The organism is Rossellomorea oryzaecorticis, from assembly GCF_045897515.1.
Lineage (GTDB): Bacteria > Bacillota > Bacilli > Bacillales > Bacillaceae_B > Rossellomorea > Rossellomorea enclensis.
The window spans coordinates 20718-46032 of sequence record NZ_JBJOSA010000006.1 but is presented as its reverse complement, the minus strand read 5'-3'; the positions used below and the strand labels follow the sequence as shown (position 1 = coordinate 46032).

Genomic DNA, 25315 nt, shown 5'->3' with positions numbered 1-25315 from the left:
CGTTGCCAAAATATACGATCGTTGACAAAGATACATGTATTGCATGTGGAGCTTGTGGAGCCGCTGCTCCGGATATTTATGACTATGATGATGAAGGGATTGCATTCGTGACCCTTGATGATAACCAGGGTACAGTGGAAGTGCCGGACGTACTTGAAGATGACATGATCGATGCATTCGAAGGCTGCCCGACAGACTCGATTAAAGTTGCAGACGAACCATTTGACGGTGACGCACTTAAATTCGAATAGTTCATCATAACAAAAGCGATCTTTTAAGATCGCTTTTTTGTTTTCTGTGTGTTGGTTGTGCTTCTATGCAGCAAAGCCCCGTCAGCATTTGCTGGCGGGGCTTTTTATGCTATCAAGCGGCTCTGTTCAATGGTGTTTGTTTCGAGAGCCAGCCTTGAAGTCGAAAGAATAATAATAAGAATACTACCGTAACCAAAGCACCCTTGAGAATGTTAAAAGGTACGATTCCCGTAATGATGATGCCTGCCGGCAGTTCAAAATTCATGAAATATTTATATGCAGGTAGCAGGACGAAATAATTCAGTATTCCCAACGCAATGCTCATTACTACGGTACCGGTTACCAATCCTGCCAACAGCCCTTTTTTGGAATGGAAACGGGAATATACGAAGTGAGTCGGCAAGATCAGGAATACTCCTGCTGCAAAATTTGCAAAGTGTCCGATTGGCACTCCCGTGTCGCTCCCCGTCATGACATAGTCAATGATGTTCTTGAATAATTCGACAAGTATGCCGGCAAGCGGACCTAATGTAATGGTGGCGATCAAAGCGGGTACATCGCTGAAATCTACCATCAAGAATTTAGGAAACGGTGGAATTGGGAAGTTAAAAAGCATTAATACATACGAAATGGCACTTAACATGCCGATTGTTACAAACGTACGCGTAGTCATTTTTTTCATTGCACTTCTCTCCCTTTGGAGATTCATCTCACATAGAAGATCGTTCAGCCATTGAAGCACTAAAAAACTCCCAGATTAACTAACATCCCGGAGTTTCAAAAGGCGTGTCCAAATAAACGTTCAGCTTCCCATTTTCTAAACGTTTTGGCTAAAACCTTCATCTTCTCCCATCCAGACTGTACTGTCGGCTTTGGAATTTCACCAAATCCTGCCCCAAAAGGCTCGCGGGCTTAGAAACATCGAGTGTTTCATCACCGCCGGTAGGGAATTTCACCCTGCCCCGAAGACGAATCTTATTTTTTTATACATGTTCATTATACATAAAAGTCATTAAATTGGGAAGGAGAATGTTTCGAATTCGAAACAATCAACTTCCAACCTTGATTCTAAGCTCCTGTTCAGGAAAGATGACATTACTTTTTGCATCCATTCCATTCCACACTTTTACTTGATCAACAGATAATCCGTAAATTTGTGATATTCCCCATAAAGTTTCGTTTTCTTTAACAATATGTATGATTTCACGTTCGATTACGTTCCTCTTTTCTGCTGCTTTTTGATCAGCAGGATGGACGTTTACCGATGCTTCAAATGTTTGATACGGATCCTGACCTTTGGCAAAGACGAGCTGTCCGATTTCCCCCTCTCCAAAAATGTCAAAAGGGTTTATTGCATTCTTTTTGTCCAATGTCCATTCACCTTGGTGAACTTCAAAATGCAAGTGGGCTCCCGTGGACCTGCCTGTATTTCCCAAACGGCCGATTTGTTCACCTGATGTCACCACATCATTTTCAGCAACACTTCTGTCATTTAAATGTGCATATACCGTTTCATATCCATTCTCATGAGTGATAAACACAACGTGTCCATAGCTTTCTGAATAATACGACTTGCTCACGATCCCTCCAATGGAGGCATATACAGGGGAGCCGGCCGCCCCTCCTATATCCATCCCTTTATGAGTGCCTGCCCGGGTTCCGTATAAATCAGTGATTACACCGTCCACTGGAAAAATCCACTTACCTTCAGTGTTTTGATCCATGGCTTTTGCTTCCTTACCGGTTAGGAACATGATACTTACACATAAAGCCAAAAGTAAAACGATTAATAATCTTCTTGCATAATCTAAAAGCATGCTTGTCCTCCTCAAGGTACTCTGTAACTTTCCACGAGCCGGGAAATCCGATACTTATTACTATATGTATATCATTCCGAAAATATGATATGAGAAATTTTCCCTTTTGCTAGTTTGTCTTGAAAAAAATTATTTATGCAAAGGAAAAAGAGGTTGAGACAAAACATAAAGCTTAGAGGCCTCTGAATGAGCTTAACCATAAATGTACAATGAACAAATTAAAACCCGAACTAATTTGCCTCACCTCATGCAAATTAGTTCGGGTTTTACTTATACTAAATCACTTTTTTGTTCCAGCCTCTTTTGATTCACTCTATTCATTCAGGTTTTTTTTGTTAGGAGCCAAAGGTGTTTCCAGTGGCTCTGTAAAGTTAAATCCATTCCAGGTTTCCTGACGGATGTTTTGGAATAGAACTTTTTGATAACCGGAACTCTTGGCGGTAAGGAGAATTCCCTCTATCAGTTCCTGTGCGGATTGCTCCTTCATTGAATGTAAGTCCAGTTCTTCACTGAACGTCACAATCACCCTATCATCAGATTCTGTAACATTGACCGAGAGTTGTTCAGGTATCACACTCTGATATAGATCAGATGGCGTTTCTTTCATGGCAGCGATCGATTGCTTTATATTTCCCCCGCTTAAGCTGCCAGGAACCAAATATCTTCCCTTTCCATCAGGAGAATAACTATAAAATGGGCGATGCATAGCCCGGTTAAGCGGAATCGACGGCAATTTGCCGTAGTGGCTGAATTCAGGGGCGCTTCCATCTTCCGTCAGCAGGGTGATTTCCTTCACCCCCCGGTCCTCAAATGAATATAACAGCGATTGATAAAAGTTGGACTCCACTGCACTGCTTCCGCTATAAGGGTGATTATCTTCCAATGTCAGTAAAACATTTTCTTTGTTTTCACTAAGCGAAAGATCTCCCTTGATCGGGAAATAGTCTTGAAATCCCCACTCTTTCTCCGGGATCTTTCTGGAGATGTCTTCATATTGCTCAACCCAATCCGTCTGTTTCTCCTCCATTTCGGCAGAAGCGAGAACTGAAACTGGTACAGCTATCGCGTCTGATGACACAAGTCCATAGGAATAGTAATACTTGCCGTCAATATCCTCTTCGAACAAAGAAAGCCTTTCATGTTTTCCTTCTTCCTTCAAAGTTGTGAACTCTTTATTATCCTTATCACTTTTTTCGGCCATTTGCATTTGGTTTTCCTCTGTGGATCCGTCATCACGGGTTATTTCAGCCTTGGATTCAGCAGAAGGAGGATCTTCAGCAACTTTGGAATCCCCTGCGGAAGAATCGGTGGAATAAGCCCCCTCCATCGCGCTGTCTTCGCCTGACATTTGTGTGATAAGAGACGGAGCAAGCAGGACAACGATGAACAAGGCTGCAAGCGCCGCAATGACCGGTACATATCTTTTAAATCTGCCCGGCGCCCTTCTTTCTTCCTCTACTTTTGAATAAATCAAAGAGCGGGTTCGATCATCATTGAGCTTCGGAAGTTTTTTAAGCAAGTCTTCCACTTCACGGTCGTTCCAGTCTGATTTCTTCAATGTTTTCATCCCCCTTCCTCAACCGCTGTGTCATTTCTTGTTTAAGCCATTTCAATGCTCTATGCTGAGTCGTCTTCACTTTACTTTCAGACCACTCCAATACTTCTGAAGTTTCTTTGATCGATAAGTCCTGCAGATAACGCATGATAATTACAAGGCGATAGTCCGTCGAACACTCCTTCAAGCATTGGTACATCTCTTGAATTTCTTCGTTTGCTAAAACGATTTCTTCCGGAAGTGTTTCACCGGAAGCCAGATCACTCCGACCCCAGTCAAATTTTTCAAGAATGCGGTTTTTCCAATTTTTTTGTTTTCTGAAATGATCAACGGCCACATTTTTCGCTATGGAAAACAACCAGGTTTTTTCAGAGCTCTTCCCTTCGAAATTCTGGTAAGACTTCAATACCCGTATATAGACTTCCTGTACGAGATCTTCTGCATGCTGCCGGTTATGCACCATATAGATCAAAAAATTAAATACATCCTGATGATACTTTGTATATAATTCGTCAAAAACGGAGTTCATATTAACCCTCCCCGTCAACTGATTAGTCGATTATTTTGAAAAAACGTTACAGAATCCAACAGATTTTCAATGAAAATTCTACAGTTACCCAAAAAAGTCAACAGTATTACCTGCTTATCAAGGTGTCTACTGTTGACTTCTCTTTAGGGAAAATTGTTTCCCATGTAACAAGATTTATCGTCACATTTCTTTCAATTTCAAGCTATGTTGCGTTTATTCATCGATTTCTGGCTGAAAAGGTAGAAAGAACGTGAATGTTGTCCCATGTTTCAGTTTACTGTGGACTTGTATATGCCCTTTGTGGGCTTCTACGATATTCTTTGCGATGGCAAGCCCCAGTCCTGTCCCGGATTTACCCCTGGTCCTTGCCTTATCAGCCTTATAAAATCGCTCAAAGACGAAAGGAATGTCCTCTTCAGGTATTCCTGAGCCTGTGTCCTTGACGTGAAATAGAAAACCGCCTTTTTCTTCTGTCAATGAAACGGTGACCGTTCCATCTTCCGGCGTGTGCCTTACCGCGTTATCAATAAGGTTGGTCAATACCTGCTCGATACGATCGGGATCCATGATCATTTCCCTGTCCTTGTCAACGTTACTCATGAAGTAAATCGACACAGAGTTATCCCTTGCAGGCCCGAGGAATTTATTTGTCACTCTTTCCGTGAACCGCTTGATCGGCACAGAATCCTTATTCAACCGGATATGTCCGGCTTCCATACGTGCAAGATCGAGAAGGTCATTCACGAGCCTGCCCATCCTGAGGGATTCATCATAAATGATGCGTGCGATTTCCTTTTTTTCTTCTTCAGATTCCGCGATATCATCGACAATTGCTTCACTGTATCCCTGAAGCATGGAAATCGGGGTCCTGAGTTCATGTGAGACATTCGCAATGAAATCCTTGCGCAGTTTATCCAGCCTTCTCTCTTCAGTCATGTCACGTACAACCACTACAGCGCCCCTGATGGTATTATTATTGTAAAGAGGACTGACAATCACGACATAGGATCTCCCCTGAAGGGAAATTTCACCGGTTTGTTCAGTTTCCGTCACCACAACATTTTGGAGCAGCTGCCTTACTGAGGTTGGAATCGGTTCATCCCCCATGTCGCTCTGTTCGTAATACCACTGCTGCAGGAAGCGGTCTGCAGGAGGATTGGTGATCAGGATCGTTCCGTCGCGGTTAAACGTGATGACACCGTCTGCCATACTGCTCAGTATACTCGAAAGCTGTTCTTTTTCCTGACTGAGCGCATTAATATGAAATTTAAGCTGCCTTCCCATTTGGTTGAAACCGGTTGCCAATTCACCGATTTCATCTTTCGTCAGGATCGGTACCTTCGTATCAAATTTACCTTTTGCCACTTCAAAGGCCGCTTCCCGCATTTTCCTTAACGGGGCTGTGATACGGGTGGAAAGGAAAAAGGCAAAGATGGTCGTCAAGATGATCGCGATCCCTGCAGCAAGGAGGATCAGCCTGGTCGTTTGCCTTGTAGTGTCCTTTATGACGCCCAGTGACTGATATAAATAGACCGATCCGTCCCGATCGTCCAGGTGCAGAGGTGTTCCGACCACTATGATATTTTCATATCTATTATCAGATGAATCGGGGGATAGCTCAAATTCTTTTTTGACCGTTTTTTTATCAGATACCCGCTGTAACTCTTTGTCTTTCATGATCAGGTTTTGAATCTCACGGTGAATCCCCTTGGAATCGTCGGAGTAAACAGTCTTATCATTATCAAGGACGATGAGGATATTGACCGGTTCATCTATGATTTCTTTTCCAAGTTCCATACCCAGGTCTAAATCTTTATGGTTCTCAACCACCCTGGCGACTTTTTCCGCTGTATTCGTCAGTTCTTTCTTTACTTCATCAACATGGTAATTTTGGAAGAATTCCAGTAGCAGTATCGTTAAGATAAAAAGGACGAATGACACGAGAAGCAGAATGGTGACCCAAAGTTTCCCTACAACACTGCGCCAAAGCCTCATTCATTTGTAACCTCGAATTTATATCCCACTCCCCAGACGGTGACGATCATCTTGGCTGCACTTTCGGATACCTTGTTCAGTTTTTCCCTCAGTCTTTTCACGTGGGTATCCACTGTCCTTAAGTCCCCGAAAAACTCATAATGCCACACTTCTTTAAGAAGGTGTTCACGATCGAAAACCTTATCCGGTGATTTTGACAAGAAGTATAGAAGTTCATATTCTTTTGGAGTGAGATTAACATCCATCCCGTCTGCAGTGACCCGGTGGGCATCATTATCAATCGTCAGATGAGGGTACACGACCAGATCTTTCGCCTTGGTTTCGGTTTGTATGTAGTTGGTTTTAGAAGAGCGCCTTAGTAACGCTTTCACTCTGAGCACTACTTCCCTTGGGGAAAATGGCTTCACAATATAATCATCCGTCCCCACTTCAAACCCCTGCACCCTGTTCACTTCTTCACCCTTCGCTGTAAGCATGATCACAGGTGTCGATTTTGTTTCGCGAAGATGCTTGCAGACTTCGACTCCGTCCATGCCTGGCATCATGATATCAAGCAATATGCAGTCATAGTCATTTTCAAGGGCTTTATGTAACGCTTCTTCCCCATTTTCCGCCTCATCAATGAGATAATTTTCACGTTCTAAGTACATCTTAAGTAAGCGCCTGATGCGATCTTCATCGTCCACTATCAATATCCGAATGCTTTCTTCCACAGGTATATCCCCCTTTTTAATTTGCTTCACTATTATCCTTATTGTAATTCAAAAAAGAAGCTGACTCAAAGAGAATTTAATTCCCGTTTCGTCAGCCTCCCGTTTACACTCTCTTATTATGCGTATGAATGCAGTCCGGCGATGATTAGGTTTACAGCGACCAGGTTAAACATGATGATCGCGAAACCAACAACAGCGAGCCACGCGGACTTTTCTCCATGCCAACCCTTAGAAAGGCGGAGATGCATGAACGCGGCATAGAACAAGAATGTGATAAGCGCCCAAACCTCTTTCGGGTCCCAGCCCCAGAACCTTGTCCAGGCAATTTGAGCCCATATCATCGCAAAGATCAACCCGCCCAGTGTAAATACCGGAAACCCGATCAGGACGGAGCGATAACCGATTTCGTCCATAAGGTCCAGATTAATATTCCTGACAGCCGGCTGAAGCTTGGCTGCGATCTTCTTCCTGAAAATCAGGCGCAATATCAGATAAATGATGGTTCCTGTGAGGAATGACCAGATCACCGTGTTCAGTTTCTTGGCATTGATCACCCCAGGCATTTCCGCCAATGGTTCCATCGCCCCTTTAGTGACCAGTTCACCTTCATGCGGACCTACGATTGCAGGCAGTGTATACTTTGAGACCGCTTCCTGATCCTGCTGGTTCACATAATTGAAAGTGGCTTCATAATTTGATAAGGTGAATCCTGTCGAGGCCACGATGAATCCAAAGACTACTATGATTCCGTACATGACTGCCTCAAGCCAGAATGACTGCCTGTTCTTTTTTGTATGGTCTACTGATTTGAGCAAGTAAAGCAATCCTGCGACGAAACTGATTGAGAGAATCGCTTCCCCTGCGGCAACAGTGGTGACATGGATCTTCAGCCAGTCACTTTGAAGTGCAGGAATCAACGGACTGATATCTTTAGGGAACATGCTGGCATATGCGATGATCAACAATGCAATCGGCAAGGCAACTACCCCGAGAATCGTCTTCTTATAAATGAAATAAATGATGATGAACGCCCCTACCAGGGTCATTCCGAAAAAGGTCGTATATTCAAACAGGTTACTTACCGGGGCGTGCCCGGCTACAGCCCATCTCAGGAAGAAAAAGCCGAGCTGGGAAGCAAAACCGATAATGGTGATGACGATTCCGATGAGCCCCCATTTACTCTGGTTTGTTTCTTCCGTATTTTTCTGACGGATGCTGCCGCCAAGAAATAAAGTCGCTACTAAATACATAATAAAGGCGATATAGAGCAGATTACTGCTCCATTCAGCCATTGAGGTCGCTGTCATCCTTGTTCCTCCTTACTCTTCCTTGTCCTTTTCTTTCTTTTCTTGCTGGTCTTCAGGCATATCTATATCGGTTCCTTCAAGGATTGTTTTCAATTCATTTTTCAAACCGAACCAGCCTTTATTTGTATGGCCGGCAACTATTAAACTACCATCCCCTGTTCTCCTGAACCAGAATCTGCGGTGATGCCAGTAAGCGCCTTGAATGACTCCTATCATAAATATAGCTCCACCCAGCGCAAGAATCCATAATGTCAGATCTTTATGGACGGTCAGTGCCGAAACATCACGGGTTTCCACACCTGCAAACGAGACTTTAAATGCATTTTCGCCGAGAGGTTCAAGGTTTTTTCTGATTCCAACGAAGCTGATTTCTCCTTCTGGTTTATCAGGAGAGAACATTTTAAATAAGAATGCAGGATTGTCAGGAACAGGTTTGTCGGAAACAGGTTCCCCATTTTCATTAAACCCTGTGAAATTAGGGTAGTAGCCCATCAGCTCAATACTGTATCCGTCCCCGAATTCATATTTGTCCTTCGGGTCAAAGAGATCGACGGTGAATTCACCGAAAGTCTTTCCGCTTTCTTTGTTATCAAAAGTAAATGACATAGACTTGAATTCATCCAGTTTATAGCTGGTCTGATAAACTGCAAAATTCTCGAATTTCAATGGGTGGTTTACTTTGATCGAGTCTTCTTTTTCTTTCTTCAACTCTGCCTCTTCACCAGGAAGGGCGTCTTCGGATTCTTTGTACAGGACAACATCGGATTGATAATTTTTCGCAATCGTTCCGGTATTTTGAATCGTTTGCTGAAAGACTTCCTTATCCTTGTCGTCATAGTTTTCAAGAGTGAATTCTTTATTTTCGAGATAGTACTCATCATGAGTACCCGGGACCGCTTTCTTTTCACCTTCACGTATCCATACTGTTTCGTCTATATACATCCCCGGGACAAACCGGAGCATCCCGCCGATGAGGAAGATGATCAGACCAATATGATTGACATAGGGACCCCATCTTGAAAAACGATTCTTCTCTGCCAGGATGTTTCCATCCTCTTCACGGATTTTGAATTTCTTTTCGGCGAGTTTTTTCTTTATTTTCTCAAGGTTACCATCCAGATTTGCCGGTTTTGTCAATCCATATACACGCTGGCGCTTCAAAAAGCTTTCATGGCGTGAAACACGCTGGGTCTTTAGCGCCCTGTGAAGGGGTATGACCCGGTCAAGACTGCAGATGACCAATGATACTCCTATTGAAGCAATCAGCAGGAGATACCACCAGGATCCGTAGAGATCGTGGAAACCAAGGGTGTAATAAAGTTCCCCTGCAAATCCATATACTTCTTCATAAAATTGATCCGGCGGAAGAACCGATGGAATGTACTGCTCCTGCGGGAAAATCGTTCCGACGGCTGAAGCAATCAAGGTGATGATAATCAGCCAGACCCCGACCTTCACGGAAGAAAAGAAGTTCCACACTTTATCGACAATCGATTTATTATACGTCTGGGACCTTCTTGCACTGCCTTCATAACGCATGTCATGAAGCTTCTCTTTTTTGGCTTCTGATGTAAGCGCACGTCCGCAGGATTCACAGAGAATAGTGCCTACAGGATTGACGTGTCCGCATTCACATTTTATTTCTTTCATAAAATAAAACTCCTTACGTTAAGTTCGAACTCTGTTGACACTATGGTTGGATGCTTTCCATATACTTTTTGACGTCTTCTTCTGTCATGGTGCCTGTTAGGACTCTCTCCACTTTCCCATCGGGGTTGATGAGGAATGTTGTAGGGAGCGGATCCACTCCATACGCATTCAGTACATCACCATTCTTGTCGATGACTACAGGAAATTCTAGTCCGTGTTTCGAGATGAAGCGGTTGACCAGAAATTTAGATTCGCTTACATTCACTGCGAGAACCTGTACGCCTTTGTCTTTGAATTCTTTGTATTGATTATTCATATACGGCATTTCTTTTTCGCAGGGTTTACACCATGTTCCCCAGAAATTCAGGAATACGCCCTGTCCTTTATAATCGGACAGCTTATGCTTTTCGCCATCCATATCTGTGAGTACAAAATCAGGCGCTTGATCCCCTGCCTGGATCTGCCCTCTTTCGTCCTTCGTAAAATTAGCGTACAGCGTATAGGCGACTGCAGCGGCGAGCACTATGAGGATGATAGTGCGTATGAGCAGTCTGCGTTTTTTTTTATTCACTTTGTAATCCCTCCACCAATGTAATCGTTCTCACATTTGGATATGATACTCTTAACAACAGGAAAGGGCCTGATTATTAGATCAGTCCCTACAAATTGCTCCGTTATCGTTATGTAGGGAATTCACCTTGGACATCAAGGAAAATTCCCTTCTCATTATAACATTTATCATTATTTCAGAAGCTTCAATATATGAATGATATGTGACACTTTCACGTCCTTACCGGATGCTTCCGGTTTCTGCCAGCGTTCTCAGCTGTTTGACTTCATGAGGCGTCAATTCTCTTCCTTCCCCTGCATTCAAACCATGAAGGCTAAGAAAAGCAAATCTTTCCCTTTTCAGCTTTTGGACAGGGAAACCGATCGCTTCGAACATTCTGCGGACTTGGCGGTTCCTTCCTTCATGTATGGTGATTTCGGCTATTGACTTGTCCTGTTTTTTATCGATGCTGAGCACTTTCACCTTTGCTGGTGCAGTCATGCCGTCTTCCAGTTTGATGCCTTTTTCCAGCTCCCTGATTTTGAACTTGGGAGGGACGCCTTTCAAGCGGGCTACGTAGGTCTTTTCTATCTGATTGCTGGGGTGCATGAGCAGATTGGCAAACTCTCCATCATTTGTGAGGAGCAGCAGACCTGATGTATCGTAATCAAGACGGCCGAGGGGATAGATTCTTTCCTCTATTTCCGGGAAGAAATCCGTCACCACTTGACGGCCTTTGTCATCCGCCACTGCAGAAATGACTCCTCGCGGCTTATACAGCATGTAATATACCTTGTTTTCTCTTTCGATCTGGACGCCGGACACTTCGACTTTATCGGAGGCGGACACTTTTGTTCCGAGCTCCTTGACGACTGCGCCATTCACTTTCACTTTGCCTTCTATGATTAATTGTTCAGCTTTGCGTCGTGATGCAACGCCGCTGTGTGCAATCACTTTTTGTAAACGTTCCACGGTATTTCACCTCATCATGTTTTTCAAATACGGTTGTCTTCATGAATTATTACATAATCGGGACAAAATAGAAAGGCTAAATGAGCTTCGCGAAAATTTAAAACTACTTTCAAAAGCCGAAAAACCTAGTGCGGGCTCTAAACACCGCTAATGATTTCCGTGCAAGACTTCGCATTCCGCGGGTAGCCCGTGAGCCTCCTCCTCACTGTGTTCCTGCGGGTGAGAAAAGCGGAGGGGCTTTGCTCAGAGGCGGGTGGCATAAGGCGAATCGGCCACGAAGGCGTTCTTTGCCTTCTTGGCCGATTTGACTTATGACATGTGCCTCTAAGCCCCGCAGCTGGACAAGTCTCACATAAGCTACTCTTCCCGCAGGAGTCTTCGTCTTGCACTCCAATCAACCGCTGGAAAGAGCTAATCTCAATGATCACTATACAAATTAAAATCCCGAACTAATTTGCCTTATTGCACGCAAATTAGTTCGGGATTAAATCACTTTCACAGCCTGTTTGTCTTGTCAATTATAAATAAAGCTCAAATACCGCTTTTGATTGTATCATAATCATAAAAGTTAGCTAACAAGCTGCAGCAATCCTCCAATAAGTCATGCGAACATGATGGTGACGATGAAGATGGCTGCTGCTATGCCGACGAGGTCTGCGAGGAGTCCCACTTTGAGGGCATCGCCCATTTTTCTGATGCCGACAGCCCCGAAGTATACGGTCAGGACATAGAGTGTCGTGTCGGTGCTTCCCTGCAGTGTGGATGCAAGCCTACCGATGAAGGAATCCGGTCCGTAGGCTGCAACGATATCACTCATCATCCCCAGTGCCGCGGTTCCGGAGATCGGCCTGATGATGGCAAGAGGGACAATTTCAGGCGGGATCCCTAAAGCAAGCAGCGCAGGCCGGATGAGCCCTACAAAGAACTCCAGTGCTCCCGATTCCCTGAATACCGTGATGGCAACAAGCATTCCAATTAAAAAAGGAATGATGGAGATGGCGATTTTAACCCCTTCTTTGCCGCCCTCTACAAAGACTTCGTAGGTGGCGACCTTCTTCAGAGTTCCATAGATTAATATAAATCCAATCATGACTGGTATGAGCCACAGCGAAATTGTCGATATCCATTGCATCTATTTCACCTCTCGACGAGTGCGTCTGTAATGAAAATATCGGTCTATCAATATTGCCCCAATCGTCGATATCATGGTGGCGATCAATGTCGGTCCGACGATTTCGGTGGGTGAAGCGGAATCATATTTCATCCGGATTGCGATGACGGTCGTCGGGATGATCGTCAAACTGGAAGTATTGATCGCCAGGAATGTGATCATCGACCTGCTTGCAGAATCGCTTCCGCCGTTCAGCTTTTTCAGCTGCTCCATGGCCTTTATACCAAGCGGGGTGGCAGCGTTGCCGAGACCGAACATATTCGCAATCATATTCGACAGGATATATCCCATTGCAGGATGATTATCAGGAACCTCGGGGAAAAGTCGTTTTACAAAGGGTCTGAACAGTCTTGCCAGTTTATCAAGCAGCCCGGCTTCCTGCGCGATCCTCATGATCCCCAGCCAGAATACCAGTACGCTGATTAATCCGATACAAAGGGTCACCGCTTCATTGGCAGAATTGAAAATTGCTTCATTAATCTCTTCCATTCTTCCATTAATGATCGCAAACACCAGTCCGATTATGGTCATCCCAACCCAGATCAGATTAACCATTTTGATTTACTCCCAGGAAGGTTTCTATCGAATATGCCCAAAAGTTCCACCAGCTCTTCTCTTTCACTGGCTCCTTTTCCTTTTTGAAGTATACCGGCAGGGCTTCCGCTTCTTCATTCCCCAAATAAATGACCGCTCTGCCCACTACTTCCGGAACATTTCTGTATTCCTTCCACTCCTTTTTTGGTTTCAGCATTTTATATTCGATCCTGACCGAATCTTCCTCTCCGCTTTGCAGTGAAAGGATCACATCACGTTTTACAAACACCTTTCCCTTATAAAAGTCATCATCAAGTTTTGCGATGTCCCCTTTTTCAAGGACAATTTTGTAGTCGAACTGTTCAAATCCGTATTCAAACATTCCGATATGATCGTTCCAGTCATCAGGAGCATTGAGCGTAACGGCGATTAAATTTTCACCATCTTTGGAGGCGGTCGAGACAAGGGTCCTTTTTGCCAGTTTTGTATATCCCGTCTTCCCCCCGGTACTGTATTTATAAAGTTCTGTCACCAGCCGATTTTTATTTTTCCATTTCCGGTCCCATTTTTCTTCAGGATTTGGTGCGGTATGAACTTTCGTCCCCGCAATTTTTTTATATAAATCATTTTCCATTGCATACTTTGTCAACAGAGCCATGTCGTAAGCAGTCGAGTAGTGATCTTCATGATCATCAAGTCCATGCGGATTTGAAAAGTGCGAATCCTTCATCCCGATTTCAGCCGCCTTTTGATTCATTAAATGCACAAACCCCTCGAGACTCCCCCCAACGAACTCAGCGATGGCGACTGCAGAGTCATTGCCGGACCTGAGCATCAATCCGTATACCAGATCTTCAAGTTTTATCTTTTCCCCCGCTTTCAAATAAAGCGATGAGCCTTCCGTCCCTGAAGCGTTCTCAGACACCGTTACTTCTTCATCCATCCGGCCGGACTCGACCGCCAGTACCGCCGTCATGATTTTGGTGATGCTGGCAATCCTGCTCCTGCTGTGGGCATCTTTTTCATACAATATCCTTCCCGTTTCACCGTCCATCAGGATTGCCCTGTGAGCACTTACGGAAGGAGCAGCCTGGACTTCCTTCGAAACCATGACAAACAATAAAGTAAATACAAGCATATAATATATGTAAAATTTCGTTTTCTTCATGCCCACAATCATCTACCCCTTTAACTTACTTGAAGTGTTTGTACAAGTTTATGCAGGACAAGGTGCATTATGAATGAAACCTGAACTTTCAAGACTTTGAGAGCAATAAAAAAACACGGCGAATGGCTATCACCGTGTTAAACTTCTTTCTATATCATTCATTTGATATTGTTTCCTGGAACTTTTCGAAAAACAGATCTGCCTCATCTTCTGCAAAGTCCTCTTCTATGTTTTCCGGAAGAGGAGGGAGTTCATCGAGATTATTCAAACCGAAATAATCAAGGAATTCCTTAGTGGTGCCAAACAAATATGCACGCCCTGTCCCTTCCGCTCTCCCCACTTCCTTTACGAGACCTTTAGAAGTAAGGGTATGGATCGGCCGTTCTGTTTTGACTCCTCTGATCTGTTCAATTTCAACTCTTGTAATCGGCTGCTTATAAGCAATGATGGCCAGAGTCTCAAGAGCAGCCTGTGATAGTGAACTGACGTTCGGGGATTCCACCAGTCTTTTGAGATAATCGGCATTGCACTTCTTTGTCACAAGCTGGAATGTCCCTGCGAGCTCTGTCATATAAATTCCCCGGTCTTCATTCTCTTCATAGTCTTTCTTTAGTTCCTGAAGCGTTTCATACACTTCCTCTTCGTTCAGTTCAAGGACCGAACAGACTTGCTTCAAGGATAGCCCTTCATCGCCCGCTGCAAAAAGGAGACTCTCCAGAATTCCTTTCCATTTATTGTTGTCCAACAAGTCCAGCCTCCTCACATGGCTCTACAAATATTTCCTTAAAATTCGTTTCCTGATCAACGACGATCTGCTTTCTCTTCATCAATTCCAATACAGCAAGGAATGTCACGACCAGATGCTCTTTGTCATCGGAAGGAAAAAGTGAAGTGAACGTTGTCCTCTTTTTCACTTTCTTTAAACTGCTCATGATTTCATCCATACGCTTCTCAATTGAGATTTCCTGTCTTGTTATTCTTGTCTGAGTGGGCCTTTGGATTTTCTTCCGTCTCAGCAATTTATGAAAAGCACCAAGCATGTCATATAATGAAACTTGAATTTCAGTATCCTTTGATTCAGATTCCTCTGCATATTCCGTCAGGTCGCTCGGAGGTTTGGTAAATACCTGGCCCCTTTCTTCTTCGCGGCTCTTAAGTTCGATGGCAGCTTCCTTGAACTTCCTGTATTCAATTAATCTTTCCACTAATTCATCACGCGGGTCTTCCTCTTCGAACTCTATATCTTCGTCTTCAAGTCCATCCTCATGCTTTGGCAGCAGCATCTTGCTCTTGATGGCAAGAAGGGTCGCGGCCATGACCAGATATTCACTCGCCACATCAAGCTGAAGGTTTTTCATCGTATGTACATATAATAAATACTGCTCCGTGATCTGAGCCATCGGTATATCATATATATCGACTTCTAAAGAATTGATAAGATGCAAAAGAAGATCGAGTGGGCCTTCGAACGCATCGATCTTGACATTGTATTCCACTTTATCACCAGTTTCTATTCATTCCTGTTTAGCTACTTCTATAAGTATAGTAGATTAGGCTCTATTCTCCAATAGTAATTTTTTGAATCGTCCTTAGCGCCTTTGTACATTGAATTCAGCCTTTAAACCGCAGTTGATTTCCGTGCAAGAATTCGCTTTCCGCGGGTGACCCGTGAGCCTCCTCGGCTTCGCCTCCGGGGGGTTTCACATCGGCCACTTTTCCCGCAGGAGTCTTCGTCTTGCACTCCAATCAACTGCTAGAACAGGTAAAAGATTGTTAATATGCAATATCAGGGATTTTTAAAAGAGTATAGAATATATGATAAACTAGTCGAAAAGGAGGGATATGATGACTTATCCTCAAGCATATCTTCAATATCTTGTTTATTTCCATGGAAACCGGGATTATTTCGAGTGTCATGAGGTATTGGAGGAGTATTGGAAAGAGGTTGACCCTGCAAACCGTTCTTCTCATTGGGTGGGACTGATCCAGCTCGCCGTCGGGCTCTATCATTACAGAAGGAACAATGTTCAGGGTGCGGGAAGAATGCTTTCAAAAGCTTTGAGAAATTTGAGCGCTAAAAATGAAGAGCTCGAAAAGCTTGGATTGGAGTCCACCGCGTTATTGCACATCATTGAAAAAACGCTGCATGATATAAACGGAGGATTGCCATATAAGAGCATCGACCTTCCAATTAAAGATACGGATCTTTTGAAAGAAGCCGAAGAGCTTTGCAGGAAGGAAGGATTTACATGGTGCATGCCGAGTGACCTGTCGAATAAGGAACTGATCCACCGGCATTCCATGAGGGACCGTACCCCTGTCATCACTGATAGACTGAACGCACTCAAGAAAAAGAGACTAACTTAGAAGCAGGCTCCCGGTTAGTCTCTTTGCTATTATTAAACGATATTCTCTTCGTCACATCTTTCGAAAAAAGAGGCCGTCTCTGAACTTGGTTTTACAATCGACTCCGCATACATTTCCTTCAACTGCTTTACCATTGCTTTTCCGATCCCCTCATGACGGTGTGAAGGGTTGACAGATATATGCTGGACTTCCAGCGTGCTGTCTGTTTTATACACTCCGATTAATCCGACAATATCTTCTTCTTTCCATAAGAAAAGCTGCCAATTGTCTTCTGTTTCATATTGTTTCATGGTTTGTTGAAGCTTCTTCAAATCTTTTTCGTTTGGCATGAAAGATAATAGACCCATTGCAATCTTTTCGAATGCCTTTTTATACCGAATTAACATAATTACCCCTCGTTACGTTTTGTCTCTATAATGGCTTTTCTATTCATTATAGACAAAAACAATAATTTTTAAATCAATGAAAATTGATTTCCGTTCAAGAATAGAATCACGTCAATAAGATGAATGTATATATCTTACTAAAATTAAATCGGTAATTCAACCTGCTTTTATCTCATTTCAATTCAATACGAACCAGTAGAGCAGCCCGCCTGAGAGTCCGAGAAACAATAATATCAGGAACAACATTCCGTTTTTCAGCTTCATGGTATTCTTCACCTTCACTATAATATGTTCAGTTGGGTCTTTGTTCATTGTACATATATTAAACCATATTTAAAGGATAAAAGCAGTTTGAAAGTCCCCAAGAACTTTCAAACTGCTTTTTCTTTTAAGTCAGGGATTCATCCAGTTTAATGAGATCCCGATAGGTTTCCCGGCGGATGACCAGTTTTGATTTTCCGTTTTCAACGAATACGACAGGGGGACGCGGAAGGCGGTTATAGTTGTTTGCCATTGAGTAGCCATAGGCTCCTGTGCAGAAGACGGCCAACAGATCCCCTGCTTCTGCATCGGGGAGGGGAAGATCCCAAATGAGCATATCACCCGATTCACAGCATTTCCCTGCTATCGAAACGGTATCCTCCGGTTCGGCATCCGCCTTATTGGCTATGAGCGCCTCGTATTTGGCCCTGTACAAAGCCGGACGGATGTTATCACTCATCCCTCCGTCGATGGCGAGGTACTTACGTACGCCCGGCACCTCTTTGCTCGATCCGATTGTATATAAGCTTATACCTGCATCACCGACCAGCGACCGTCCTGGTTCAATCCAGATTTCGGGCATGCTCATCCCGGTCCTGGAAACTTCCTCTTTAACTGCAAGGATCATTTCTTTAACATATTGCGACGGTGCAATGGGATCATCTTCCTGAGTGTATCGGATGCCGAAGCCCCCTCCCAGGTTAATGACTTCAGGGACGAAGCCGTAAACGGAGTTCCATTCAGCAGCTTTTTCGATCATTTTCCTTGCCGCAAGAATGAAACCGGTGGTCTCAAAGATCTGTGATCCGATGTGGCAATGAAGCCCCAGCAGCTCTATGTATTCTGATTCAAGCGATAGCTTCATGGCTTTTTCCGCCTGTCCGTTCTGCAGATCGAAGCCGAATTTCGAATCTTCCTGACCAGTCAGGATATAGTCGTGCGTATGTGCTTCGATACCCGGGGTCACCCTTAGCAGCACCTTTGTCTTACTCTTCATTTCACTCGTGATTTCTGAAAGGAGCTGAAGTTCGTAAAAATTATCCACCACAATGCAGCCGATCTTTTCTTTAACAGCCAGCACAAGTTCACCCCGTGATTTATTGTTTCCGTTAAAATGGATCCGTTCTGGAGGAAAATCTGCTTTTAGAGCCGTATAAAGTTCTCCGCCCGATACCACATCCAGGGATAGTCCTTCTTCATTCATCAACTGGAAAATTGCCATGCATGAAAAAGCTTTACTTGCGTATGCCACTTCGGCTTTAACACCAAGTTCCTTGAATGTCTTTCTAAATCCTCTCGCTCTTTCTTTTATTAAGGCTGTATCATAGACATACAGGGGGGTACCGTACTGTTTCGCAAGATCGATCGTACTTACCCCGCCTATCTTTAAATGTCCATTATGACTGATTTCTGCTGATCCATGAAGATGCATGAAACGACTCATTCCCCTCTTTGATCCTTTATTGATTAAAAGTAATTTAACACAGATCAAGAGGTGTTGCAATATTCTTACGATTTGGCCGGCTGTTTGTATTTATTGCGCGGCTGGACGATGCTTGGACGGATTTTCGCACCCGGCACTGACCTCCTGATAAGGATCTGCATGAACGCTTTAGGATGGAAAGGAAGCAGCGGCCACAAATAAGGAGTGTTGAGCGATTTAATATTTGCGACAAACAGAACGTAAAGGGTGCAGCCGATGACAAGGCCCGGAATATGGAAGAATGCCACTGCCACCAGGAGGAATAATCTTGCAATTTTATTGGCAACACTCAGTTCATAACTTGGTGTAGCAAAAGTCCCGATTGAAGCCACTGCTACATAAAGGATGACTTCAGGCTGAAACAAGCCGACATCTATGGCAATCTGCCCGATGAGCACCGCCGCGATCAAACCCATTGCGGTAGATAACGGAGTCGGAGTGTGTATGGCTGCTATCCTGAACATTTCCACCCCAAGATCTGCGATGAATAATTGAGCGATGATCGGGATATTCGTCTGTTCATTGGGACCGACATATTCAAGCCCATTCGGCAGTAGGGTCGGGTCAAGCACAAACAAATACCATAGAGGCAGAAGGAACAATGAAGCCAGCAGGCCCAAGAACCGCGTCCATCTGACAAATGTACCAACAGCAGGGGATTGCCTGTATTCCTCCGCGTGTTGAAGATGATGGAAATACGTCGTCGGAGTGATGATGACACTTGGGGAAGTATCGACAAATATCAGGACATGCCCTTCCAATAGATGAGTGGCCGCTACGTCCGCCCTTTCCGTGTAGCGTACAAGCGGATAAGGATTATACCCCTGTTTCACGAGGAATTCTTCTATCGTTTTATCAGCCATCGTCAGACCATCGATCTTGATGTTTTTCAATTCCGTTTTGATTACTTCGATCAAACTGGGATTGGCCACGTCATCAATATAAGCTATCGATATATCCGTTTTCGACCTTTCCCCGATCCTGAAGATTTCAAATCTTAATCTCGGATCCCTTATTCTCCTCCTGGTCAACGCAGTGTTGATGATGATATTTTCCACATATCCGTCACGGGAACCGCGTACAACCTTTTCAGTATCCGGTTCCATCGGCTGTCTGCCCGGATAACTCCTCACATCGACAATCAATGCTTCCGAGTATCCTTCCACCACTACCGCGATTAGTCCCGATAAGACTTCATCGACTGCTTCCTCGATCGTTTTCACCGGTTCCACAGACTGATGGACAAGCCGGTTATGTACAATCTCAAATAACCGGGTTGTTTGACGCTCATGATCATTGATACCGACGAGTTCTTCTACTATTTCAATGATATAGCCTGCGTCGGTCAATCCGTTGATATAGTATATCTGAACATCCTTCTTCAGTATCTTTAACTTTCTGACGCCAAGGTCGAAGCTTTTATTCAACCCGACATGCTTCTGCATGTATTCTTCCAAAACAGCAACGTCCTTTGGAATTGGCGTTTTTCTTATTTCACCCATGATAACCGCTCCTTTCAAAGATGATTTCCACTGCTTTTTTCGTTATGGGAGCTCCTTGTGAGTAATCGTCTCTCTTCGCCATTTTCCCTATATCGCCGATTCCGACAATGACGGGTACGTCTAATTCATCCAGGCAGTAAACGGTGTCGCCGTTCATCCTTCCCATTTCAAGTTCAGGGACCCCGAATTTATCGACTCCATATGGGGTCAGTTCACCAAATTTATCAATGCACACGTCCACCCTGGTCCATTCAGCCTGTCGCGTTTTGCTCGCAACGGCTATAATTCCCAGCACTTCTATATCAGAGTGATTGGCCACGTACTTCAACGCTGTCTCACCGGCTCCTTCACCGATGAAGCCGCTGTCATCGAACATGACAAAGACAGGGTCATTCTTCGCTTTTTTTATGAGCTTCACAATTTCAGGGCCGGGCAGGACGGTAGGATTCCCCTTCGAGCTGGAAATGCAGCGGCCGCCATAGTCCTTTGCCACCCTTTCAATTGCTCTTTTTGCATATTCATCCCCATCTGTTATAAGAATCACGTATCTTTTTTCACTCATAAAAAAACCCCTGTCTGCACTCTCGTTTATTCTGATTGATTGGTCACTGATAAACCAAATAGAGCCAATGGAAAAGGGAACCGAATATCTTTCCAAAGACAATCGCCATGATCAATACTACAATCTGCCCTTCTATCCCGATCCTCTTGGCAAGGATGGGAAATACATTCAGGACTTCTGTCAAGGCAGCTGCCAGAAGACCGATAAATACCCCGCTCGCAAGTCCGATTGGGATCAGAATCAAGGGATTCAGATGCATCGTGTAATTATTAAGGCTGATGAACCCTCCTGCCAGGGCCCCTGTTATGACTGCAATCTCGTAATAGTGGATCATCTTCATCGTTTTTGTCAGTTGCGTCAGTCTCGGAATGATCCCAAGCACCGTCAAGAAGGCCACAAAGCCGGAACCCACTGCCAAACCACCAGCAAAACCAATAAACAGGGTCAGGATCACACTAATCGTCATCTAATCTCTTCATACTTTCTTTGTTTTCATTCATGATTACGTATTGATCGAGATCCTGCTGGTAATTAAACATTTCTATTTCCAGCGGGCTCGGTTCTTCATTCAGCCTCTTACGGAAAATATGATTAAAGAATAGAATCATACCGAGACCCAATCCAAATGAATATGGAATCTGGAACATGAGCGGATGCGGGTCCACTTCACCTGTAATGAAATGGTACAGTGTCTGATGGACTTCCCTCATACTCACATCTTCATGAAAATTCATGATGGCCATTGCTGCACCTATGAACAACAGAAGCCATACGCCTGCGAATAACGGAAGGGAGACCTTCTTCTTTTCATAAATGACTTCTATTATGCTCTGTGCAGGTCCGATCGTCTGGAATTCCAACCCGGGATGATGCATAGAGACCCTGCTGATCACAGTCATGATATCGATGACAATGATATTCCGGTCAGAAGGAGCCACCTGGTGGATATTTATACGTTTCAGGTCCTCAAGCAGCCCATCAGGAGCGATGATCTGCGCCAATTGACCGAGATTGACTAGACTTTCTGACTTTACTTGAACACGATGCCTCAGCCGAATGTACACAATTCCTTCCATGCTGTTCACTTCCTGAAAACATGATTTTCCCCTCGTACCAATAGTATGGTTAAACGGAAATAATTTATGTAAGGGCGAAGAACCCCGATAAGTATGGATAAAGCAACAAAGAGGCTGGAACAAAATTCAAAATCCCATGTCTAAAGACGAACGTTATAGAGTGTACTCTAAACAACGCTCATGATTTCCGTGCAAGACTTCGCTTTCCGCGGGTAGCCTCCTCAAACTTCGAGAGGAAACTGTCCAGCTACAGGGCTTAGAGGCACATGTCATAAGCCAAACCGACCAAGAAGGCAAAGAACGCCTTCGTGGCCGATTCGTCTTATGCCACACGCCTCTGAACAAAGCCCTTCCGCTTTTCTTGTAGGAGTCTTCGTCTTGCACTCCAATCAACCGCTGAATGAGCTAAACCCTAATGAAGAAATTAAAAACCCGAACTAATTTGCCTTTTCTCATGCAAATTAGTTCGGGTTTTACTTAGACGAAATCACTTTTGTCCTAGCTCATTTCATTCTGTGTACATATGTTCCTTCATGGTCTGCAGAATTTTCTTTTCAAGCCTGGATACCTGCACCTGCGATATACCAAGCCGCTCGGCAACCTCAGACTGGGTCTGGTCTTTGTAGTACCTCAAATATACGATCAACCGCTCCCTGTCATCCAATTCCCTTATCGCTTCCTTAAGTGCGATCTTATCAAACCACTTATGATCCGCATTGTCTGCAATCTGGTCGAGCAGGGTGATGGGATCCCCGTCATTTTCATAAACCGTTTCATGAATCGATGAAGGGGCCCTGCTTGCTTCCTGGGCCATGATCACTTCCTCGACCGAATATTCCAGATGCTCTGCGAGTTCACTTACAGTCGGCACCCTCCCGAACTTCTTGGAGAGTTCATCCTTTGCCTTACGGATTTTATTTCCCATTTCCTTCAAGGAACGGCTTACTTTCACGGTACCGTCATCCCTGATGAAGCGCTGGATCTCGCCGATGATCATCGGAACGGCATACGTCGAAAATTTCACATCATAGCTTAAGTCAAACTTATCCACTGATTTCAGCAGCCCGATACAGCCGATTTGGAACAGATCATCCGGTTCATATCCCCGGTTCAGGAAACGCTGCACCACTGACCATACGAGTCTCATGTTTTTCTGCACAATGGTATCCCGTGCAGTCTGATCACCCGCCTGGCTCTGCTTGATGAGTTCCTTCACTTCATGATCCTTCAAAAAAGGCTGGGATTTTTCATTTTTCACTTCGACATCCATAGGCACGACTCCTTAATTGCATAGCGCTTTACTATTGGTCAAGTGCTTTTTCAATCTAACAGTGGTGCCTGTACCCGGTTGTGATGACACTTCTACCTCGTCCATGAAATTTTCCATAATGGTAAAGCCCATTCCCGAGCGTTCGAGTTCAGGTTTGGACGTATATAAAGGCTGTCTTGCCTCTTCCACATCTCCAATGCCGACTCCCTCATCCCGGATTGTCATATCGATGAATCCATCTTCTTCCATAATGACCGAGATATAGACGGTCCCGCTTGGATTGTTTTCATACCCGTGGATGATGGCATTCGTGACTGCTTCAGAGACCACTGTCTTGATTTCAGTCAATTCATCCATAGTCGGATCCAGCTGCGCGATAAAAGATGCGACAGTCACCCGTGCAAACGATTCATTTTGACTCAGGGCACTGAATTGAATGTTCATTTCGTTTCTCATATTCAGGCGACCCCCAATCTTTGTAATGCATTTTCTTCGGAAGGTTCAAGACGGATGATCTTAAACAATCCGGACATTTCAAATAATCGGTTGACTGCAGGGGAAATCGCGCAAACCACCATTTCTCCATGCTTTTGTTTTATTTGTTTGTAGCGCCCTAATATGACACCCAGCCCCGAGCTGTCCATGAAGCCGAGTTCTTCCAAATTCAAAATGATATGTTTGATATTTTCACTTTCGATAATCCTTGAAGATTGTTCCCTTAATTCTTCTGCCGTATGATGATCCAGTTCTCCACTAAGACGTATACACAACACATCTTTTTTCACTTCCAGGTTAATAGCAAGACTCACTATCAGAAAGCCTCCTTCTCTGTCGTATAGTGAGTCATTTCGCTATTATGCTGCAGATATCCTTCTCTGTGACAAAACTAGAAGAAATTCGCCAGGATAAGTGCTTTTTTTCGCGTCAGTTACCAACTTTCGTAAACATCCCGAAGGAACGCTTGAATAACTGCCACCAGCTTGCTTCATTTACATCCTGTTTGGCCACAAGCTCGCTTTCGAGGACTTTCTTCCCTTTATTCTTAATCACAAGTGTCCCCACCTTATCCCCTTTTTTAACAGGGGCTTTTAAGTCTTTGGACAGTGTCACTTTTTGTTCGACCTTATCAAGTTTTTCGCCTTTTTTGGCAAGGATGGAGATCGGTTCGTCGGTCACCGCCTGCACCTTGCTCTCCTGCCCTTTGGATACTTTCACCTGTGAAAGCTGTTCGCCTTTCTTGAACATCGGTTTGGTCTGATATTGATTGAAAGCATAGTCAAGCATCTTTGTCACTTCACTGTTTCTCTCTTTGGGAGTGGAGGCACCGAATACGACTGCAATGACCCTCATATTCCCTTTTTTCGCCGTCGCAGTCAGGCAGTATTTCGCTTCATTTGTGAAACCTGTTTTCAACCCGTCCACTCCGTCATAAAAACGGACCAGTTTATTCGTATTGACGAGCCAGAATTTATTTTCAGTGTTTTCCCTGAGGTAGGACTCGTAAGTGCCGGTAAACTTTGTGATCTCATTATATTTAAGCAATTCTTTAGCCATCATGCTCATATCATGTGCAGAACTATAATGATCCTTTGCAGGAAGACCGGTCGGATTCTGGAATTGTGTATCCTTCAACCCGATCTCTGTTGCCTTTTTATTCATCTTCTCCACGAATGCCTCTTCGCTGCCCGCAATATGCTCGGCCATCGCTACAGACGCATCGTTTGCCGACCCGATCGCAATACCCGTCAGCATCTCTTTGACCGTCATCGATTCCCCGGGCTCGAGGAAGATCTGAGACCCGCCCATAGAAGCGGCGTATTCACTCGTACGGACTTTGTCATCCCATTTGACCTGGTCCTTTTCCAGTGCTTCCATGATCAAAAGCATCGTCATGATCTTCGTCATCGAAGCAGGCGCCAGCCTTTCATGACTGTTTTTGTCATATAGAACAGCCCCTGTGTCCCGTTCAATCAAAACAGCAGACTTCGCAGCCTGAGCGAGTTCCGATTTATTTTCCTGTGCAAAACCAAGTGAAGGGAATAGTGACGCTATTAGAATGAATGCTGCCATTATACAACTAACACGTTTCATTTAACTGTCCTCCAATCTAAATCTCTCAATTTAATCAATACTTATAGAACCATTTTTTCCATCGGAACCATTTTTATACAAATAAAATAGAAATTATAAAAGACG

Annotated in this window: 27 protein-coding genes and 1 riboswitch; of the genes, 2 read left to right on the top strand and 25 right to left on the bottom strand. The window is 44.2% G+C overall.

Features of this window, described 5'->3' with window-relative positions; all coding sequences use genetic code 11:
* The first annotated feature begins 2 nt into the window (after positions 1–2).
* A complete protein-coding gene (locus tag ACKA06_RS09065) occupies positions 3–251 on the top strand; it encodes a ferredoxin (RefSeq protein ID WP_032087848.1) in 249 nt (82 codons plus the stop codon).
* A 112-nt stretch (positions 252–363) separates the two neighbouring features.
* Here ACKA06_RS09065 and ACKA06_RS09060 read toward each other — a convergent pair whose 3' ends face one another.
* From ACKA06_RS09060 to ACKA06_RS08990, 15 genes are all read right to left on the bottom strand, one after another.
* Positions 364–933: an ECF transporter S component gene (locus ACKA06_RS09060; RefSeq protein ID WP_411159463.1), complete on the bottom strand. Its 570-nt coding sequence runs from the start codon at positions 931–933 to the stop codon at positions 364–366.
* A 155-nt stretch (positions 934–1088) separates the two neighbouring features.
* Positions 1089–1225: riboswitch (FMN riboswitch) on the bottom strand.
* A gap of 75 nt (positions 1226–1300) precedes the next feature.
* The gene (locus ACKA06_RS09055; RefSeq protein WP_411159462.1) at positions 1301–2068 is read right to left on the bottom strand and encodes a peptidoglycan DD-metalloendopeptidase family protein; all 768 of its coding nucleotides are present in this window, start codon (positions 2066–2068) and stop codon (positions 1301–1303) included.
* 313 nt (positions 2069–2381) lie between these two features.
* The gene (locus ACKA06_RS09050; RefSeq protein WP_214871813.1) at positions 2382–3626 is read right to left on the bottom strand and encodes a GerMN domain-containing protein; all 1245 of its coding nucleotides are present in this window, start codon (positions 3624–3626) and stop codon (positions 2382–2384) included.
* On the bottom strand, positions 3598–4152 hold the full coding sequence (gene sigX, locus ACKA06_RS09045) for an RNA polymerase sigma factor SigX (protein ID WP_214871814.1): 555 nt from the start codon (positions 4150–4152) through the stop codon (positions 3598–3600). The genes ACKA06_RS09050 and sigX overlap by 29 nt, the downstream gene beginning before the upstream one ends.
* Before the next feature lie 213 nt (positions 4153–4365).
* A complete protein-coding gene (locus ACKA06_RS09040) occupies positions 4366–6147 on the bottom strand; it encodes an ATP-binding protein (RefSeq protein WP_411159461.1) in 1782 nt (593 codons plus the stop codon).
* Positions 6144–6860, bottom strand: a complete 717-nt coding sequence (locus tag ACKA06_RS09035; protein WP_032087842.1) for a response regulator transcription factor — start codon at positions 6858–6860, stop codon at positions 6144–6146. Before ACKA06_RS09035 ends, ACKA06_RS09040 begins: the two co-directional genes overlap by 4 nt.
* 116 nt (positions 6861–6976) lie before the next feature.
* Positions 6977–8152, bottom strand: a complete 1176-nt coding sequence (ccsB, locus tag ACKA06_RS09030; protein ID WP_032087943.1) for a c-type cytochrome biogenesis protein CcsB — start codon at positions 8150–8152, stop codon at positions 6977–6979.
* Positions 8153–8179: 27 nt separating this feature from the next.
* Entirely contained in the window at positions 8180–9817 is a 1638-nt protein-coding gene (resB, locus tag ACKA06_RS09025; RefSeq protein WP_064564074.1) for a cytochrome c biogenesis protein ResB, read from the bottom strand.
* A gap of 40 nt (positions 9818–9857) precedes the next feature.
* Positions 9858–10388: a thiol-disulfide oxidoreductase ResA gene (gene resA, locus ACKA06_RS09020; protein WP_032087840.1), complete on the bottom strand. Its 531-nt coding sequence runs from the start codon at positions 10386–10388 to the stop codon at positions 9858–9860.
* 219 nt (positions 10389–10607) lie between these two features.
* Positions 10608–11339, bottom strand: coding sequence for a pseudouridine synthase (locus tag ACKA06_RS09015; RefSeq protein WP_411159460.1), 732 nt, complete (start codon positions 11337–11339; stop codon positions 10608–10610).
* 601 nt (positions 11340–11940) lie between these two features.
* Entirely contained in the window at positions 11941–12471 is a 531-nt protein-coding gene (locus ACKA06_RS09010) for a spore maturation protein (protein WP_032087838.1), read from the bottom strand.
* On the bottom strand, positions 12472–13065 hold the full coding sequence (locus tag ACKA06_RS09005; RefSeq protein ID WP_032087837.1) for a nucleoside recognition domain-containing protein: 594 nt from the start codon (positions 13063–13065) through the stop codon (positions 12472–12474).
* Positions 13058–14212 carry a D-alanyl-D-alanine carboxypeptidase gene (locus ACKA06_RS09000; protein ID WP_411159536.1) on the bottom strand — a complete coding sequence of 385 codons (1155 nt, stop codon included), beginning with the start codon at positions 14210–14212 and terminating at the stop codon, positions 13058–13060. Before ACKA06_RS09000 ends, ACKA06_RS09005 begins: the two co-directional genes overlap by 8 nt.
* Before the next feature lie 154 nt (positions 14213–14366).
* Positions 14367–14957, bottom strand: a complete 591-nt coding sequence (gene scpB / locus ACKA06_RS08995; RefSeq protein WP_032087836.1) for an SMC-Scp complex subunit ScpB — start codon at positions 14955–14957, stop codon at positions 14367–14369.
* Positions 14944–15708: a segregation/condensation protein A gene (locus ACKA06_RS08990; RefSeq protein ID WP_032087835.1), complete on the bottom strand. Its 765-nt coding sequence runs from the start codon at positions 15706–15708 to the stop codon at positions 14944–14946. Before ACKA06_RS08990 ends, scpB begins: the two co-directional genes overlap by 14 nt.
* Positions 15709–16057: 349 nt before the next feature.
* Between ACKA06_RS08990 and ACKA06_RS08985 the strand changes: the two genes are divergently transcribed.
* The gene (locus ACKA06_RS08985; RefSeq protein ID WP_231938006.1) at positions 16058–16579 is read left to right on the top strand and encodes a DUF309 domain-containing protein; all 522 of its coding nucleotides are present in this window, start codon (positions 16058–16060) and stop codon (positions 16577–16579) included.
* 32 nt (positions 16580–16611) lie between these two features.
* Here the strand turns inward: ACKA06_RS08985 and ACKA06_RS08980 are convergent, their stop codons facing one another.
* From ACKA06_RS08980 to ACKA06_RS08935, 10 genes are all read right to left on the bottom strand, one after another.
* On the bottom strand, positions 16612–16965 hold the full coding sequence (locus tag ACKA06_RS08980) for a GNAT family N-acetyltransferase (RefSeq protein WP_032087833.1): 354 nt from the start codon (positions 16963–16965) through the stop codon (positions 16612–16614).
* Between the two features lie 388 nt (positions 16966–17353).
* On the bottom strand, positions 17354–18658 hold the full coding sequence (gene lysA, locus ACKA06_RS08975; RefSeq protein WP_411159535.1) for a diaminopimelate decarboxylase: 1305 nt from the start codon (positions 18656–18658) through the stop codon (positions 17354–17356).
* A gap of 77 nt (positions 18659–18735) precedes the next feature.
* The gene (locus ACKA06_RS08970; RefSeq protein WP_032087831.1) at positions 18736–20211 is read right to left on the bottom strand and encodes a spore germination protein; all 1476 of its coding nucleotides are present in this window, start codon (positions 20209–20211) and stop codon (positions 18736–18738) included.
* Positions 20204–20773, bottom strand: a complete 570-nt coding sequence (locus ACKA06_RS08965) for a stage V sporulation protein AE (protein ID WP_032087830.1) — start codon at positions 20771–20773, stop codon at positions 20204–20206. Before ACKA06_RS08965 ends, ACKA06_RS08970 begins: the two co-directional genes overlap by 8 nt.
* Before the next feature lie 43 nt (positions 20774–20816).
* On the bottom strand, positions 20817–21239 hold the full coding sequence (locus ACKA06_RS08960; protein WP_032087829.1) for a stage V sporulation protein AB: 423 nt from the start codon (positions 21237–21239) through the stop codon (positions 20817–20819).
* On the bottom strand, positions 21229–21849 hold the full coding sequence (locus ACKA06_RS08955; protein ID WP_032087828.1) for a stage V sporulation protein AA: 621 nt from the start codon (positions 21847–21849) through the stop codon (positions 21229–21231). The genes ACKA06_RS08960 and ACKA06_RS08955 overlap by 11 nt, the downstream gene beginning before the upstream one ends.
* Positions 21850–22357: 508 nt before the next feature.
* Positions 22358–23119 (bottom strand): RNA polymerase sporulation sigma factor SigF, encoded by a 762-nt coding sequence (gene sigF, locus ACKA06_RS08950; protein ID WP_032087827.1) that lies wholly within the window; start codon positions 23117–23119, stop codon positions 22358–22360.
* 12 nt (positions 23120–23131) lie between these two features.
* Positions 23132–23575 carry an anti-sigma F factor gene (spoIIAB, locus tag ACKA06_RS08945; protein WP_411159459.1) on the bottom strand — a complete coding sequence of 148 codons (444 nt, stop codon included), beginning with the start codon at positions 23573–23575 and terminating at the stop codon, positions 23132–23134.
* 2 nt (positions 23576–23577) lie between these two features.
* Positions 23578–23928, bottom strand: a complete 351-nt coding sequence (gene spoIIAA / locus ACKA06_RS08940; protein WP_032087825.1) for an anti-sigma F factor antagonist — start codon at positions 23926–23928, stop codon at positions 23578–23580.
* A 115-nt stretch (positions 23929–24043) separates the two neighbouring features.
* The gene (locus tag ACKA06_RS08935; protein WP_411159458.1) at positions 24044–25210 is read right to left on the bottom strand and encodes a D-alanyl-D-alanine carboxypeptidase family protein; all 1167 of its coding nucleotides are present in this window, start codon (positions 25208–25210) and stop codon (positions 24044–24046) included.
* Positions 25211–25315: the final 105 nt, after the last annotated feature.